This window comes from Thermovenabulum gondwanense, assembly GCF_001601575.1.
Taxonomy (GTDB): domain Bacteria; phylum Bacillota; class Thermosediminibacteria; order Thermosediminibacterales; family Thermosediminibacteraceae; genus Thermovenabulum; species Thermovenabulum gondwanense.
Map to the genome: position 1 here is coordinate 1 of NZ_LOHZ01000013.1, position 15,510 is coordinate 15,510.

16 protein-coding genes, 3 tRNA genes and 1 other annotated feature are annotated in these 15,510 nt (G+C 40.1%); all 19 genes read right to left on the reverse strand.

All coding sequences use genetic code 11. The annotated features are described in order from the left end of the window. Nucleotides 1–183: 183 nt before the first annotated feature. Entirely contained in the window at nt 184–2,826 is a 2,643-nt protein-coding gene (ppdK, locus tag ATZ99_RS00115) for a pyruvate, phosphate dikinase (RefSeq protein WP_083947270.1), read from the reverse strand. Between the two features lie 134 nt (nt 2,827–2,960). Further along, nucleotides 2,961–3,416 (reverse strand): DMT family transporter, encoded by a 456-nt coding sequence (locus ATZ99_RS00120; RefSeq protein WP_245641260.1) that lies wholly within the window; start codon nt 3,414–3,416, stop codon nt 2,961–2,963. A gap of 130 nt (nt 3,417–3,546) precedes the next feature. After that, on the reverse strand, nt 3,547–5,346 hold the full coding sequence (gene ftsH, locus ATZ99_RS00125; protein WP_187694798.1) for an ATP-dependent zinc metalloprotease FtsH: 1,800 nt from the start codon (nt 5,344–5,346) through the stop codon (nt 3,547–3,549). Nucleotides 5,347–5,416: 70 nt separating this feature from the next. Next, nucleotides 5,417–5,962 (reverse strand): hypoxanthine phosphoribosyltransferase, encoded by a 546-nt coding sequence (gene hpt / locus ATZ99_RS00130; RefSeq protein ID WP_068747230.1) that lies wholly within the window; start codon nt 5,960–5,962, stop codon nt 5,417–5,419. Nucleotides 5,963–5,990: 28 nt separating this feature from the next. Beyond that, nucleotides 5,991–7,385, reverse strand: a complete 1,395-nt coding sequence (gene tilS, locus ATZ99_RS00135; protein ID WP_068747231.1) for a tRNA lysidine(34) synthetase TilS — start codon at nt 7,383–7,385, stop codon at nt 5,991–5,993. Nucleotides 7,386–7,403: 18 nt separating this feature from the next. After that, a complete protein-coding gene (locus ATZ99_RS00140) occupies nt 7,404–9,713 on the reverse strand; it encodes a SpoIIE family protein phosphatase (RefSeq protein ID WP_068747232.1) in 2,310 nt (769 codons plus the stop codon). Between the two features lie 212 nt (nt 9,714–9,925). Beyond that, nucleotides 9,926–10,000, reverse strand: a tRNA-Glu gene (locus tag ATZ99_RS00145). 5 nt (nt 10,001–10,005) lie between these two features. Then, nucleotides 10,006–10,082 (reverse strand) — tRNA-Met (locus ATZ99_RS00150). A gap of 11 nt (nt 10,083–10,093) precedes the next feature. Then, a tRNA-Met gene (locus tag ATZ99_RS00155) sits at nt 10,094–10,170 on the reverse strand. A 72-nt stretch (nt 10,171–10,242) separates the two neighbouring features. Further along, on the reverse strand, nt 10,243–10,719 hold the full coding sequence (locus ATZ99_RS00160; protein ID WP_068747233.1) for a flavodoxin family protein: 477 nt from the start codon (nt 10,717–10,719) through the stop codon (nt 10,243–10,245). 142 nt (nt 10,720–10,861) lie between these two features. Further along, complete coding sequence (locus ATZ99_RS00165; RefSeq protein WP_068747234.1) at nt 10,862–11,698, reverse strand: methyl-accepting chemotaxis protein; 837 nt, start codon at nt 11,696–11,698, stop codon at nt 10,862–10,864. 214 nt (nt 11,699–11,912) lie between these two features. Further along, a complete protein-coding gene (rplL, locus tag ATZ99_RS00170; protein WP_068747235.1) occupies nt 11,913–12,290 on the reverse strand; it encodes a 50S ribosomal protein L7/L12 in 378 nt (125 codons plus the stop codon). Nucleotides 12,291–12,372: 82 nt separating this feature from the next. Continuing rightward, entirely contained in the window at nt 12,373–12,891 is a 519-nt protein-coding gene (rplJ, locus tag ATZ99_RS00175; protein WP_157074668.1) for a 50S ribosomal protein L10, read from the reverse strand. Nucleotides 12,892–12,917: 26 nt separating this feature from the next. Further along, nucleotides 12,918–13,068 (reverse strand) — a sequence feature (ribosomal protein L10 leader region). Nucleotides 13,069–13,084: 16 nt separating this feature from the next. Further along, nucleotides 13,085–13,783, reverse strand: coding sequence for a 50S ribosomal protein L1 (gene rplA / locus ATZ99_RS00180; protein ID WP_068747236.1), 699 nt, complete (start codon nt 13,781–13,783; stop codon nt 13,085–13,087). 69 nt (nt 13,784–13,852) lie between these two features. After that, nucleotides 13,853–14,278 carry a 50S ribosomal protein L11 gene (gene rplK / locus ATZ99_RS00185; protein WP_068747237.1) on the reverse strand — a complete coding sequence of 142 codons (426 nt, stop codon included), beginning with the start codon at nt 14,276–14,278 and terminating at the stop codon, nt 13,853–13,855. Nucleotides 14,279–14,307: 29 nt separating this feature from the next. Further along, the gene (nusG, locus tag ATZ99_RS00190) at nt 14,308–14,841 is read right to left on the reverse strand and encodes a transcription termination/antitermination protein NusG (RefSeq protein WP_068747238.1); all 534 of its coding nucleotides are present in this window, start codon (nt 14,839–14,841) and stop codon (nt 14,308–14,310) included. A 16-nt stretch (nt 14,842–14,857) separates the two neighbouring features. Next, nucleotides 14,858–15,064 (reverse strand): preprotein translocase subunit SecE, encoded by a 207-nt coding sequence (gene secE, locus ATZ99_RS00195; RefSeq protein ID WP_068747239.1) that lies wholly within the window; start codon nt 15,062–15,064, stop codon nt 14,858–14,860. 24 nt (nt 15,065–15,088) lie between these two features. Next, a complete protein-coding gene (gene rpmG / locus ATZ99_RS00200; protein WP_068747240.1) occupies nt 15,089–15,238 on the reverse strand; it encodes a 50S ribosomal protein L33 in 150 nt (49 codons plus the stop codon). A 148-nt stretch (nt 15,239–15,386) separates the two neighbouring features. Then, nucleotides 15,387–15,510, reverse strand: a 124-nt coding sequence (locus ATZ99_RS11530) for an EF-Tu C-terminal domain-related protein (RefSeq protein WP_083947271.1), incomplete at its 5' end; no start/stop codon positions are given.

Here is a 15,510-nt window from a genome sequence, read left to right on the forward strand (position 1 = left end):
TTGCCTCCGGCTTCCTTCAGATTCCACCTCGCAATGGACACCCTTGCCTTCAGCTAACGGTTGGTGCTATCAACCCCCGTAATGGACTTTCACCATCAAGGTCGCGGGCATGCCGCGCGCACATAAAAAATCCCTTCTAATTTCGCTAATTAGAAGGGATTTATAAACTCAATTTTTTATCTTTTATTTTATCCTTTCTTTAAGGACGGCGTGAGCTGCCGCAAGTCTCGCTACCGGCACCCGGAAGGGCGAGCAGCTGACGTAATCAAGGCCTATTTCGTGGCAGAATTCTATTGAATTTGGTTCACCGCCATGCTCTCCGCAAATACCTATTAAAATTTCCCGGTTGACCTTTCTTCCCTTTTCTACCGCAATCTTCATCAATGTTCCTACTCCATCTCTATCTAAGACTATAAAAGGATCTTCGTTTAAAATTTTATTGCTTATATAATAGGGCAAGAACTTGGCTTCTGCATCATCCCGGCTCAACCCATAAGTGGTTTGGGTAAGGTCATTCGTGCCGAAAGAGAAAAATTCTGCATACCGGGCTAATTCATCCGCGATAAGGCAGGCCCTCGGAAGTTCTAACATCGTCCCTACCTTATAATCTACTTTTATGCCCTCTTCTTCCATGATTTTCTTTGCTATCTCATGGACTCTTTCTGTTAATTTTTTCAATTCGTTCACATTGCTGACTAAGGGTATCTCCACTTCGGGCAATACTTTGATGCCCTTTTTGGTTAAACGGCATGCTGCATTAAATATCGCCCTTATTTGCATATCGTAAATTTCGGGATAAACTATACCTAAGCGACAACCTCTCAGCCCGAGCATTGGGTTAAATTCTTTTAAAGACCTCACCCTCTTTAGTACTTCCTGCTTTTTCCTTAGCAGTTCTTTTTCACCTTTTTGCTTTAATTCGTTTATTTCTTCTACCAGTTCCTCTTCCTTTGGTAAAAACTCATGCAGGGGAGGATCAAGAAGCCTTATGGTAACGGGAAGTCCCTCCATTGCCCTGAAAATACCCTCAAAATCTTCTTCCTGAAAATTTTGTATTACAAAAAGTGCTTTTTCCCTCTCATCAGCCGTTTCTGCCATTATCATCTCCTGGACGTAGGGGAGCCTTTTCTGATCCATAAACATGTGCTCGGTCCTGCAAAGTCCAATTCCTTCTGCGCCAAAATTTCTCGCCACCTCCGCATCCTTCGGAGTATCTGCATTGGTTCTTACGGAAAGCTTTCTTATCTCATCAGCCCATCCAAGAAGCTCCTTAAATTCCTCCGAAAGTACGGGGTCAATCATCTTAACTTTCCCCAGGATTACATTGCCCGTGGACCCGTCAATTGAAATCACTTCACCTTTTTTTACAGTAATGCCTCCAGCTTTAAATTCCTCATTTGCATAATCGATACTTATCGAATCACATCCGCAAACGCATGGTTTTCCCATACCCCTTGCTACTACCGCTGCATGGCTGGTCATTCCGCCGCGGCTGGTCAGCACTCCCTGAGCCGCTACGATACCGTGAATGTCATCGGGTGTCGTCTCCGTTCTAACGAGAATAACCTTTATTCCCTGATGGCCCAGGTTTTCTGCCTCATCAGGCGAAAAAACCACCTGTCCCCAGGCCGCTCCCGGCGATGCGGGTAACCCCTTTGCTATTATTTCCACTTTTGCCGATGGATCTATTCGGCTGTGCAGAAGCGAAGCCACCTGTTCCGGTGACACCCTCATCAGTGCCTCTTCCTTAGTAATAAGCCCTTCTTTTGCCATATCTACCGCTATTTTCACGGCTGCCTGAGCGGTTCGTTTTCCATTTCTCGTTTGCAATAAGTACAGTTTCCCCTTTTCAACGGTAAACTCTATATCCTGCATATCCTTGTAATGTCTCTCAAGAAGATTGCTGACATTTATCAATTGTTCGTAAACTTCAGGCATTAATTCCTTCAGTTCCTCAATGTTTTTCGGAGTCCTGATGCCTGCCACCACATCTTCTCCCTGGGCGTTCAGCAAAAACTCTCCGTAAAAGTGTTTCTCACCGGTGGAAGGATTTCTGGTAAAAGCCACTCCCGTCCCCGAATCATTCCCCATATTACCAAAAACCATAGACTGTACATTTACCGCGGTTCCTAAATCATCGGGAATTTTGTTAATCCTTCTATAAATAATTGCTCTTTGGTTGTTCCAGGACCTGAATACCGCTTCTACAGCCATCATTAGCTGTTTCCTGGGATCCTGGGGAAACTCACTTCTGGTTTCTTTTAAAATTAGATCTTTATAATGTTGTATAACTTCTTCCCAATCCCTGTCATCCAATTCCGTGTCATATTCTGCTTTTCTTTTCCTTTTGACGGATTCAATAATTCTTTCGAATTTATCGTGCTCCACTCCCAGCACCACATTGGAAAACATTTGAATGAATCTTCTGTAACAATCGAAAGCAAAGCGCCTATTTCCCGTTGATTCATAAAGACCTTCTACCGATTCATCATTTAATCCCAGATTAAGAATTGTATCCATCATTCCCGGCATAGAAACCGGCGCCCCCGACCTCACCGAAACCAGCAGGGGGTTTTCCCTGCTTCCGAGCTTTTTCCCCATAGTCTCTTCAAGCTCACTGAGGTGAGCGAAAATTTCTCCAACTATATCCTCCGGTATCTTTTCCCCTTCTTTAAAATACCTGCTACAGGCTTCCGTTGTAACCGTAAACCCGGGGGGTACCGGGAGCCCTATACGCATCATTTCGGCTAAATTCGCGCCCTTCCCCCCCAGTAGGTTTTTCATTGCCGCACTACCTTCTTTAAAGTTAAAAACAAATTTTCCCACCCGTTTTCCCCCTTTACAAAGTTTATTAATTAGTATTTTAACACATTTATTGTATTGTACGTTATAAATATTATATCATATTTCTATTTTATTGTATACTTTAATGTTTTTTAATTCTGAATTATGCTATATTATTATTTGTTAAGAAGTAATTTTGCCCCTGCAGCCAGCAAAAAAAGACCAAGCAGTTTAAGCCACGTAAAGGGGGTTTTTTCCAGACTGAAAAGTCCAAAGTGATCTATAAGACAGGCGGTTAATACCTGCCCCACTATTATAGATGTGGTAGCCGCACCGGCACCCAATTTACGCATACTTATAATTACGAGATAAGTAATTAGGACCCCGAGCACCCCTCCTAAAAAGTAGTACCAGGGAAGTCTGCCTAAGTTTTTAAAATTGGCCTTATCTATCCTTAACAGCAACACCATCAACATTATAAAGGCCGCGCTCAGGTGAACCAAAAATGTAGAACCCGCCGTCCCCGTAAATTTTCCCAGCCCGGTGTTCATCCCTCCCTGAACAGCCATTAAAGCACCGGAAACCATGGCAAAAATTATGAAAACGTATACCTGCAGGTTGAAGTTAAACAAAACTCCTCTCTCCTTTTTCTCCCTCTTTTAAATTTTTTAATGATGCTGCTTTATTTAATATCCATAATTAAGGCGGATTTTATTCATCTCATTAACCTTGGAAAATAAAAAAACTGCCCTACAGGCAGTTTTACGCATTGGCAAATATTTCTAAAAATTCTTCTTCCGAGAGTTTTTCCCTCTCTAAAAGAGCTTCTGCAACTTTATGAAGTTTATTTATATTGTCCGTGAGAAGGTTCCTGGCTCTATCATAACAGCGCTCAATTATATTCCTCACTTCCCGGTCGATCTCCGCGGCTACTTCCTCACTGTAGTTCCTTCCCCTTGCCAGGTCCCTTCCCAAAAAGACCTCTTCATGCTTATTTCCAAGGGTCATTGGGCCCAGGTTTTCACTCATGCCGTATTCCATTACCATCCTTCTTGCTATTTCCGTAGCCCTTTCAATGTCGTTCTGAGCCCCGGTGCTAATTTCATTCAACACCAGTTCTTCCGATGCCCTTCCTCCCAGAAGATGGGTGACCTGTTCTAAAAGCTCCGTTTTGCCCATAAAGAATCTATCTTCTTTGGGTAAAATCAGTGTGTAGCCCCCTGCCCTTCCCCGAGGAATAATGGATATCTCGTGTACCGGATCAACGGTGGGCAAAAGATGGGCTACCACCGCATGACCGGCTTCATGATATGCCACTAACTTTCTTTCTTTGTCGGTCATTATTCTCGCCTTTTTTTCAGGTCCTGCAATTACCTTTGTGATGGCCTCTTCCAATTCCTGCATGCCTATTTTCTTTTTGTTTCTCCTTACGGCAAGGAGCGCGGCTTCATTCAGCAAATTTTCCAGATCCGCACCGGTGAAACCGGGTGTTCTCCTGGCCAGTATGCTCAAATCCACATTTTCTTCTAAGGGTTTATTCCTGGCGTGTACTTTTAAAATCTCTTCCCTGCCCTTGATATCAGGTATATCCACCACAATCTGCCTGTCAAACCTTCCGGGCCTTAAAAGGGCTGGGTCCAGAATATCCGGCCTGTTGGTAGCGGCAATTATTATAATTCCCTCATTTATGGTGAATCCATCCATTTCCACCAATAGCTGGTTTAAGGTCTGCTCCCTTTCATCATGCCCGCCGCCGAGGCCTGCTCCCCTCTGCCGGCCAACCGCGTCAATCTCATCTATAAATACAATGCAGGGCGCATTTTTCTTTGCCTGTTCAAAAAGGTCTCTGACCCTTGCGGCTCCAACACCGACGAACATTTCCACAAAGTCCGAACCGCTAATGCTGAAAAAGGGGACACCCGCTTCCCCTGCCACCGCCCGGGCAAGTAAGGTCTTCCCGGTTCCCGGCGGCCCTACCAGTAACACCCCTTTGGGTATTCTTGCACCTATTTCTATGAACTTTTTGGGGTGTTTTAAAAATTCCACTACCTCCTGAAGCTCTTCCTTTGCTTCGTCCACTCCTGCTACATCCTTAAAGGTCACGCGCTTCTTGTCATCGTTAATCAGCCTTGCCCTGCTCCTTCCAAAACTCATCACCCGGCTTCCTCCACCCTGCCCTTGCTGCATTATAAAAAACCATGCACCTATGAACAACAGACCCATTAAAACCGATGGAAGTATCTGTGACCACCACGGTGCGGCAGGGATCGGCTGGGCATTTAATATTAGTTCTCCCTTATCTATCTTTGGTTGTACCCGGGCAAGAAAAATGGTTTTATCGGGAACAAAACTGGAAAACTTCCTTCCGTCCTTCAAAACTCCCTCAATGCTGCTGTCCATCATTTTTATTTCTTGCACCTGGTTCTGATCTATTAATCGTATCAGATCCGTATAGCCTATTCGAACTTCGGTTAAATCTTTGCTGGAGTACCACTGCACCAGAGATAATATCAAAATAAATATCAGCAGGTAAAAGCTGATATTCCTGAAAAAATTATTCAAAAAAGTTCCTCCCTTCCTGGGCAATCCATTCATATTTTATCATAAAGGAAAGTGATTAACAATTGCGTTTTCATCTGGCATTTATAGCTTCGGGTTTTAAAACCCCAATGAAAGGAAGATTGCGGTATTTTTCATTATAATCCAATCCGTAACCTACCACAAAATAATCCGGTATTTCAAAACCCAAATAATCTACCTTTATATTCACTTTCCTTCTTGAGGGTTTATCCAGAAGCGTACAGATTTTTATATCCGCGGGGTTTCTGGATTTCAACAGGTTGTAAAGATAACTCAGCGTAAGTCCAGAATCTATAATATCCTCAACTATTAAAATATTCTTACCCTGAATGTTCTGTTCTAAATCCTTCAAAATCCTCACAACACCCGACGATTCGGTAGAAGCTCCATAGCTGGAAACCGCCATAAAATCGACTTCCAAAGGTAAGTCTATGTGCCTTATAAGGTCAGCAATAAATATGATAGCTCCTTTTAAAACTCCTACCAGTAAAATATTGTCTGAATCCCTGTAATCCCTGGTGATTTTTTCACCCAGTTCTTTTAATTTGGCTTTTATCTCTTCCTCCGATATTAATATTTCTTTAATATCTTCTATCACATCCACTCCCCCTAAAAAAATAAAAATATTATTTAATTTCTAAGATTAAAATTTGGGTCGTATTATCGTCAATTTTAAACCGGTCATCCAGCCTAAACCCTCCCACCCATACTATTTTCCCTTCATTTTCAACTATTGGTACCAGATTCCTTTCAAAGGAGGGTATCTTTTGATCCACAAAAAAATCTTGAAGCTTTTTTGAGAATTTAAAGCCAAAAGGAAAAAATCTATCCCCCGGACGGCGATTTCTAACGATTAAATTTCCTCTTATTTTACCATAATCGACAAATACCTTCAAGGGTGTTGCTTTGAGCTTAAAATTTGTCGTCCTATCCAATAGTTCTGCAGAAATCTTTTTTCCTATCTCAGTAATATAAATTTCTCCCGGAATATTAAGTACATAAGAAAAATCCTTTATTTGGCCCTTTATATAAAAATAAAATTCCTCGTAGCCCTTTTCACCGCAGATCCCCCGAGGCAGCTCGACCATTTTCCCCGGAGATTGCTCAATTATAAATTCATCCAATGATTTAATATGATTGAATTCTATATCTTTCAGTTCGCCCAGGATGTTTCCTATCACTTTTCTCAATATCCTGTACCTTGCGCCCGTAGGTTGTTTTTCGAAAGGTTTAATATGCAGCTTAATAAAATTTTCCCCTTCTGTCACCAGGGAAGGGTAGATATTTTCTATTATACTTTCTATGAAGGATACATCCAGAGCCACTATATCCGACAGCCTCTTTACAGCATCGCTAAAGTGAGGGCAAAATTTCTGTTTAATATAAGGAATTAATTCTAACCGAATTTTATTTCTGTAGTATTCGGTTTTCAGGTTTGTGCTGTCTATGCGATAGGGGATGTTGTGCTTTTTTAAATAATCTTCAATATTTGTTCTTTCAATTTCTATAAGAGGCCTAATCAGGCACCCTCTTTTGGGTTCAATTCCTATTAACCCTTCCGTTCCGGTTCCTCTGAAAATATTCATTAGAACTGTCTCTTCATGGTCATTCATATTGTGTCCTACTGCTATTTTATCCGCATTTAATTTTTCCTTGATTTCAAATAAAAAATCATACCTGACCCTTCTTGCCGCATCCTCGGGAGATAAGCCGGTTTTTTCTATAATTTCCGGCACGTTTACCCTTTTAGAAAAAAATTTTACATTGTATTTTTCGCACAAAGCTTTTGCAAATTCCTCATCCTCATCAGACTCCCTGCCGCGAAAACAATGGTTTAGATGGGCAGCAAAAACTTCCAATTGGAATTCTTCCCGTATTGAACAAAAGAGGTCTAAAAGGCATACGGAGTCCGGCCCCCCCGAAAGGCCTATAATTATTTTATCTTTTGTTCGAATCATATCGTATTTTTTTATGGTTTCTAAAAATTTCTCTTTAATACCTATTTTCCCCCTCAAAATCATATTTTCAAAAAAATATTATCAATTTTTTCTCTCCCATACAAGCCCTACTAAAATTGCCATATCGTCCCTCTTTTCTTCAGAACCTTCTAAAACCTTTTTTAATATTTTTTCGGCAAATTCCTGGGGATTGGTGGTTTTAATGCTCTCGATTATTTTTATGAATTTTTCTTCCTTGTCCCCCTCGCTCTTAATAGAATCCATAACTCCATCGGTTACCATAATAACCATATCCTGAGGCATAAGTTTTTTCCTAATCCTTACCGGGTTTATCCCATCCATAACACCTATAGGAAGGGCACTGCCCCTTAGCGATTCTACTTTATCCTTCCTCTTGATGAAGCTGCTCACCGCTCCGGCTTTAACAAATTCCGCCATACCCGAAGATAAATCTATAAAAGTAATGTCCAGGGTACTAAAGCTATCTCCCCCTGAGCCGTACACCTGCATTGCACTGTTTAAAATCCTGATGGCATCTTCCAGGCCGTAGCCGGATTCAATAAGGTTTTCAAAAATTAAAAGGGTTTTTTCGCTGTGGTTCCTGGCCTTTTCCCCCACGCCCATACCATCACTTAAAGCCATATAATATTGTCCTCCTACAGTCTCGAAAAAGGTAGCACTATCACCCGAAAAAGAAGCGCCCTCCTTGGGAATATTTACATAACCCACTGCCACGGAAAGAAAGCTTCTGGGCACTATTTTTATTCTGCATTTTTCTTTTCCGCTCCTTAAAGGGCAATCCACTTTTAACATATCTGCCCCCTTGATAAATGCGTTTTCAAAAAAAGGCATTATTTTTACCTCACAGGTTCTATTCCCCATGCAGGGCCGTTTAATTATATAGTAACTGTATCCTTTCCCCTCATCAGCTATTATTATATTTTCCACATTAATACCTTCTTTTGACAGCTCCTCCTTCAAATCTTCAGCATATCTATTCTCATCGATACCTTTTTTTGCCAACATTTTGAGACAGGATGCAAAATGTTTAACCTTTTCAAAGGAAATATCCGAGATTTCCCTTACCATCGCATCAAGGACTTTTTTTAGCTCGTTTTTTTCTTTATCCATTTTAATAAATCTATAAATTTCTTCCAGTTTTCCGCAGCGAACTTTAAAAAGTCTGGGTAAGTCCCCGTCAAGAAAAACTTCTTTGGCGGTATAAAGCTTAAATATATCGGCTATGGTTGATTTATAATCTCTATCCCAGCAAGCTTTAAAAAGAGCACAATCCCTGCATATCCTGTTTTTTATTTTTAAAATGGAATCCTCTAAGGGATTTAAATTCCCATCCCTGATAGGATATTTATATATTTTGCCCATTTCCTCCAGGGTATTCGCCAGCTCTATCATTTGGGTATTAATCATATCTTTTAATATATTGATATCACCCGAACTTTCTTCGTTTAGTGACAAAGTATTTTCCAGTTTTTTTATTACGGCTTCCGGAATTAAAAAAGTGGCGATAAGAATGAGTATTAAGGACTGATAATTTAAGAAATTTACACTTCTTAGCCCAATGTAATAGTGATAAATGCCATATCCTATTAAGAAACCAGCAAGTACCCCAATTTTACCGTACTTCTTTAAAAAAGAAGCAAAACAGCCGGCAATACTGTAAAAAGTTAATGCCCAGGGCAATAAAGAAGAAGGGTAGGCCAGCAAGCTCAGTATAACCCCATATCCAAAGACTTCGCCTGTCCCCCGCGCAAATGCTGAAAAAACAATTATTGCCGAAATTATTAAGTTTTTAATGGAAACCCCAAAAAATACGGTATTCCCTATGAGTTTTAAAATCGATCCAGAAATTATGGTAAGGGCAATCAGTTTTTCCACATTTCCTCTTTCCAGGGTGTAAAAAAAGGTTAGCCCTTCGCTCAAAATGATAACACTTATGTACGATAAAAGTGTTTCCAGTATCAACAGGATTATATCATAATAAGATGGAGCCACCCAGAGGAAAGACAAAAGTCCTCCCATAATAATGGAAGCGGAGCACAAAAAAGGTAGAAGCCATTTTTTTATATTTATCTCTTTTTTAAAAGTTAAAATTAATAGGGTGAAAATTATATAGGCTAAGCCGTATTTCCATAAAAAATTTACATTTTTAACCCCCGTAAAAGTTCCAATAAAAACGGGCAGAATCAAATACGCTTTGTTTTTATCCTTTAGGATAATCGAAGATATAAAAGGCAATCCAAAGGGATAAATATTAAACAAGGAAGCATGTCCCATTATAAAACCAATTAAAATTAACATTAATTCCCGTAAAGAAATATTACTTTTTTTCAATTCCATTTCTTTCGGAGGAAAGACCTTTTTGTTTATCATATATACCCACCCCCATATTGTGGTAGGTATAATTATAAATTTATGGGTTAATAAAAATTGTCACAATTTACCCGTAAATAAGTAAATTTTATTGACATTATGCATTATAAAAAAATAAAAGTCGCAAAATGCGACTTTTATTTACCCAAAGGGTTATACTTTTTTTAAACATATTTAATTAGCTTTCGCCAGTAATTTGCATAAAATAAAAATGGTGACCCTGAGGGGAGTCGAACCCCTGTTACCGCCTTGAAAGAGCGGTGTCTTGACCACTTGACCACAGGGCCACATTTGGTAGCGGCGCAGGGATTTGAACCCCGGACACTGCGGGTATGAACCGCATGCTCTAGCCAACTGAGCTACGCCGCCATGTATTCTTTTGGTTGCGGGGGCCGGATTTGAACCAGCGACCTTCGGGTTATGAGCCCGACGAGCTACCGGACTGCTCCACCCCGCGTCGAAAACCAAAATGCAATATATATTTTATAGTACGATGCGGTTTATGTCAAGATTTTTTATCGCCTCTTATCTAAGCCATTTGTTTTATCCATTCTCTAATTTTTTCTTCAATCCCTGAATTTTTATTCTTCAAAGCATTTCTGAAAGAAATGGTAGAAAGGACATCCCCCTTTATCTTTTCTTTTAAAATATCAAATGTCTTGTTCGGGTAGCCGGCACAACATGCAAATATAGCCACTTTTTTCCCTTTTAAATCATATTTTGATACAAATGTATTTACATAAGGATTCGGCCTGCAGGCCCAAACCGGAGTTCCGATTATAATTGTATCGTAACTTTTTATGTCCTTCTCAAAATCCTGTATTTCTGGCGTTTCTCCAAACACGGACATTTTTCCACCTAAAAAAAACTTTAAAAATCCCTTATATTTGAACTCCTTTACAGGTATAATTTTTATTAAATCAAATCCCGTAATCTTATGAATTAATCCCGCAACAAATTCGGTGTTTCCGTCAAGGGAAAAATAAACAATTGTACCTTTTCCCATTTTATACCCCTTCTTTGCCTTATCAATTTAAAAATAATTATTGATATTGAGGGATAAATTGAAGAGCATCCAATATGAAGCAGGGTAAACAGCCTTTAAATCGTATTTAAATTGTTGATACAAAGAAATTATAAATTTAAATTTATACAATTTTAGATATGCTTTCCAGGTCTGTTATCAATTTGTTCAATTCTTCTATGGCGGCTGTAATTTCTTCAGAAGTAAAGGCCTGATTTTTTGCAAGTTCAAAGGTTTTTTGAATCTCATTACTTATTTTGGACATTTTTTGTTTTATCTCTTCGGTAATTTTTTCTATATTTTTTACTGAATCCGCACTGCTTCTTGACATTTTTCTTATCTCATCCGCTATAATGTTAAAACCCAATCCCTCTTTTCCCGCCCGGGCAGCTTCAATGGCAGCATTTATTCCCAGTATGTTCGAATTCATGGCAATGTTTTTTATAAAATTTAAAATCTCTTCGGTTTTGTTTATCTGTTCTTCCATCTCTTTTTTCATTGAATCTACAATTTCCATGCACTTGGAAAGCTCCCGGGCAGAAGCAGCCAGCTCTTCTGCCGATGCAACAACTTCCTCGCTGGTGCCGGATAAAGTTTTAATTGCCTGTTCCAGCCTTTCCTGGTTTTTAAGGCTCATCCCAAGGGCTATGCAGCCTATAACTTTGCCCGTTTCATCCTTTACAGGTACAGAAATTGATTTAAAAGGCACACCGTAGACTTCCTTGGGTAAAATATATTTTTGAATTTCTCCTGTTTCGATAACCTTCCATAAACGGCTATTTTCGGGAATCTTTTTGCCTTTTTGCTGGTCGAGCCTGAATTCTCCTTTAGAATAATTTGCCAGAAAACATTCGGTATCCGTTATCGATATATTGCAATCAAAGGGAAATAGGTTCAGAAAAATGGGGGTTACCTCTATTAAAGTATCCAGAAGGGATTTCTTTTCAATTTGCGTTTGCATTTTTTGCCTCCTTTTTTGCAATACTTTTATTATTATTTTGGAATGTCATTTTTTATATATTATAACATATTTTTATTTTGTTTTAATTTATTTTTGTCTTAATTTGTTAACTTTTGTTAATTTTAGAAGTACAAGCCGGCAGGTATTTTCCTAAGCAAAAAAGAGGATGAAAAATTCATCCTCTTTTTTGTCATAATATATTCTTTTATAACTTTTACTTTATTTCTACGGTTGCGCCCACTTCTACAAGCTTTGCTTTTATTTGTTCGGCTTCTTCCTTGCTGACCTTTTCCTTTACCGGTTTCGGAGCTCCATCTACGAGATCTTTTGCTTCTTTTAGTCCAAGACCTGTAAGCTCCCTTACTACTTTGATAACCTTGATCTTTTCTGCACCGGGATTTGCAAGGATTACATCAAATTCTGTCTGTTCGGGTGCAGCTTCAGCTGCCGGAGCACCGGCTGCAGGGGCTGCAGCTACAGCTACCGGTGCAGCTGCTGTAACACCAAATTTGTCCTGTAAAGCCTTTACGAGCTCTGCCAATTCAATAACGGTCATATTCTCAATAGCTTGAATGATTTCCTCTTTTGTCATTTTACATACTCCTCCTTAATTTTTTCCATTAATTTTATTATTTTAAATTAAACTTTTCTTCAAGGCAATTTTTTTAATGCCATCATGAGGCTTTCTTTTCTTGAATAGCCTGTAAGGTATATACCAGGTCTCTGAGAGGTGCCTGCAATACCCATACGATACCAAAGAGCGGTGATTGTATAGCTCCCACAGCTTTTGCAAGCAACTCTTCTCGAGGAGGCATTTTGGCAAGCTTTTCTACAATATCCTTGCCGCCTGCTTTTCCTTCTACTACCGCAGCTTTTAATTCAAGATTCTTATGGTCCTTTGCAAATTCTGTCAAAAGCTTGGCTGCTGCCACCGGGTCCTTATAGCTAAAAGCTATTGCCGTAGGGCCTTCCAAATATTCATCGATATTGAAGGGCATATCCTTCGTGGCGATTTTGGCAAGGGTGTTTTTTACCACCTTGAACTCTACGCCCTGCTCCCGAAGCCTTCTTCTTAGTTCTGTGACTTCGGCTACATTCAGTCCCTTGTAGTCTGCCAAAATAGCTGACTTTGCTTCGGAAAATTTCTTTTTCAATTCCTCTACTTCCTGTACCTTTTGCTCCTTAGTCAGCACTTTTTCACCTCCCCGCAGTTTATTTAAAATAAAAATTAAAAGAGGTCTTTCTGCAGACGTAGAGAAAGACCTCTTTCATGCCCTTAAAAATGCATAAAGAAACCTCTATACTACACGCCTCGGTAGGATATTAAGCCTTTCGGCACCTACTGTCTGCAGCGAAGGTAATTTTCGTTATTCAATTTAAAATGGCCTATTTCTCCACAACCTTTAAAGGATTTATTTTAATTCCGGGACCCATTGTGCTCGAAACCACAATGCTCTTTAAATACTGTCCTTTTGCTGCTGCAGGTTTTGCTTTTATTATGGATTCCATTAACGCCCTGAAATTTTCCAGTAATTTTTGAGCCCCGAAGGATTTCTTACCTATGGGTGCATGCACAATACCCGTTTTATCTACACGGTATTCTATCTTACCCGCTTTTATCTCTTTTACCGCCTTTGCGATATCAAATGTAACGGTACCGGCTTTTGGGTTGGGCATTAATCCTCTCGGACCCAATATTTTACCCAGTTTACCTACCGCTCCCATCATATCCGGGGTAGCAACTGCCACATCGAAATCTAAAAATCCACCTTCAATTTTTGCAATAAGGTCTTCTGCTCCTACAATATCTGCTCCCGCTTCTTCAGCTTCCTTTGCTTTTTCTCCTTTAGCGAACACCAGTACCCTCTTTGTTTTACCCGTTCCGTGGGGCAGCACCACCGTGCTCCTCACCTGCTGGTCGGCATGCCTGGGATCAACACCAAGCCTTACCGCAACCTCGATTGTTTCATCGAATTTCTTGTTTGCCGTTTGCAATACCAGTTCCATAGCTTCCTGGGGTTCGTAAAGTTTCGTCCTATCCACAAGCTTTAAAGCTTCTTGATATGCCTTACTCCTCTTGGCCAATTCTTTTCCCTCCCCGTGGTTTTATCGGAAGAATAACTCCTCCCACTTTATTGAATCCTTTTGACTTAATTATTCTACTACCGTTATGCCCATACTACGGGCTGTACCTTCTATCATCCTCATCGCTGCTTCCAGGCTCGCAGCATTTAAGTCCTTCATTTTAAGTTCGGCAATTTCTTTTATATCCTTTTTGGTTACCTTGCCCACCTTGTTTTTATTGGGCTCTCCCGAACCCTTTTCTACACCAGCAGCCTTCATTAGAAGCACCGATGCCGGCGGTGTCTTTAAAATAAAAGTGAAGGACCTATCCTGATATACGGTGATTTCGACAGGAATTATTAATCCTGCCTGAGCGGCTGTCCTTTCATTGAACTCTTTGCAAAAGTTCATTATATTAATTCCCGTAGGACCAAGAGCTGGACCCACCGGTGGAGCCGGCGTCGCTTTGCCTGCAGGAATCTGTAGTTTTACCATTGCCACAACTTTTTTAGCCATTCAAACACCTCCCTTTCATTGAAGCATTTTTATATTTTTTCAACCTGGTTATATTCCAGTTCTATCGGTGTTTCCCGTCCAAAAAGTGATATTAAAACCTTTATCTTTTGCTTGTCGTGATTTACTTCTACCACCCTGCCTATTAATCCTTCAAAGGGACCGGAAATCACCTTTACATTCTGGTTAACCGCCAGGTCAATCTTTGGCTTGGGTTCTTCTATGCCCATTTGTTTTAAAATAGCCTTTACTTCCGAATCCTGAAGGGGAATTGGTTTATTACCCGTTCCCACAAATCCGGTTACTCCCGGGGTATTCCTTACCACATACCAGGAATCATCGGTAACTACCATCTCAACGAGCACATATCCCGGGAAAATCTTTCTCTGGACCAGTTTTTTCTTGCCATTCCTTATTTCGACACTTTCTTCCACCGGGACCAGGACCCTGAAAATCTTATCCTGCATCCCCATCGATTCTACGCGTTTTTCCAGGTTTGCCTTAACCTTATTCTCATAGCCGGAATAAGTATGGATAACATACCACTTTTTTGATGCATTTTCCAAGGGGAAATACCCCTCCTTATCGGAGAATTAATTCCAGTATCTTAACCAGGAAGCTGTCCACTATCCAAATAAAAAGTCCTACCAGGGCAACGGAAGTAACTACTACTATGGTAGAAGATACAAGCTCCTGTCTTGTGGGCCAAGTAACCTTTTTTAATTCTGACCTTACTTCCTTAAAAAATTTACCGCTTCTTTTCAAGAAGCCTTCTCCGCCGGCTGCCATTAAGTAAAATCCCCCTCATCCAATTTACTTCGTTTCTTTATGCAGGGTGTGCTTTCCGCAGTACTTGCAGTACTTCCTCAATTCCAATCGATCGGGATCATTTTTTTTATTTTTCTCTGTATGGTAATTTCTATGCTTGCATTCCGTGCATTCCAGCGTTATGTTTATCCGCATTCGGCCACCTCCTAACAAGTACGCATCATCAAAATATTCTATTCTACAACAGTCACTTATAAAAATTTATCATAATTCATTTGCTATGTCAATAAAAAGCATAAAAATAAGGGGATTTTTCAAAATCCCCTTATCCCGGTAATCTTTTTTATTCGATGATCTCGGTTACTACGCCGGCACCTACCGTCCTGCCACCCTCACGAATAGCAAACCTTAATCCCTCTTCTATAGCTATCGGTGATATCAGCTCTATCTCCATCACTATGTTGTCT

Bases quoted from the DNA above. Each gene is read 5' to 3' on its own strand.
- tilS (WP_068747231.1), bottom strand. From the start codon at position 7,385: ATGATTTTGAGGGGGAAAATAGGTATTAAAGAGAAATTTTTAGAAACC.
- ATZ99_RS00140 (WP_068747232.1), bottom strand. From the start codon at position 9,713: ATGATAAACAAAAAGGTCTTTCCTCCGAAAGAAATGGAATTGAAAAAA.
- ATZ99_RS00160 (WP_068747233.1), bottom strand. From the start codon at position 10,719: ATGGGAAAAGGTACAATTGTTTATTTTTCCCTTGACGGAAACACCGAA.
- ATZ99_RS00165 (WP_068747234.1), bottom strand. From the start codon at position 11,698: ATGCAAACGCAAATTGAAAAGAAATCCCTTCTGGATACTTTAATAGAG.
- rplL (WP_068747235.1), bottom strand. From the start codon at position 12,290: ATGACAAAAGAGGAAATCATTCAAGCTATTGAGAATATGACCGTTATT.
- rplK (WP_068747237.1), bottom strand. From the start codon at position 14,278: ATGGCTAAAAAAGTTGTGGCAATGGTAAAACTACAGATTCCTGCAGGC.
- secE (WP_068747239.1), bottom strand. From the start codon at position 15,064: ATGGCAGCCGGCGGAGAAGGCTTCTTGAAAAGAAGCGGTAAATTTTTT.
- rpmG (WP_068747240.1), bottom strand. From the start codon at position 15,238: ATGCGGATAAACATAACGCTGGAATGCACGGAATGCAAGCATAGAAAT.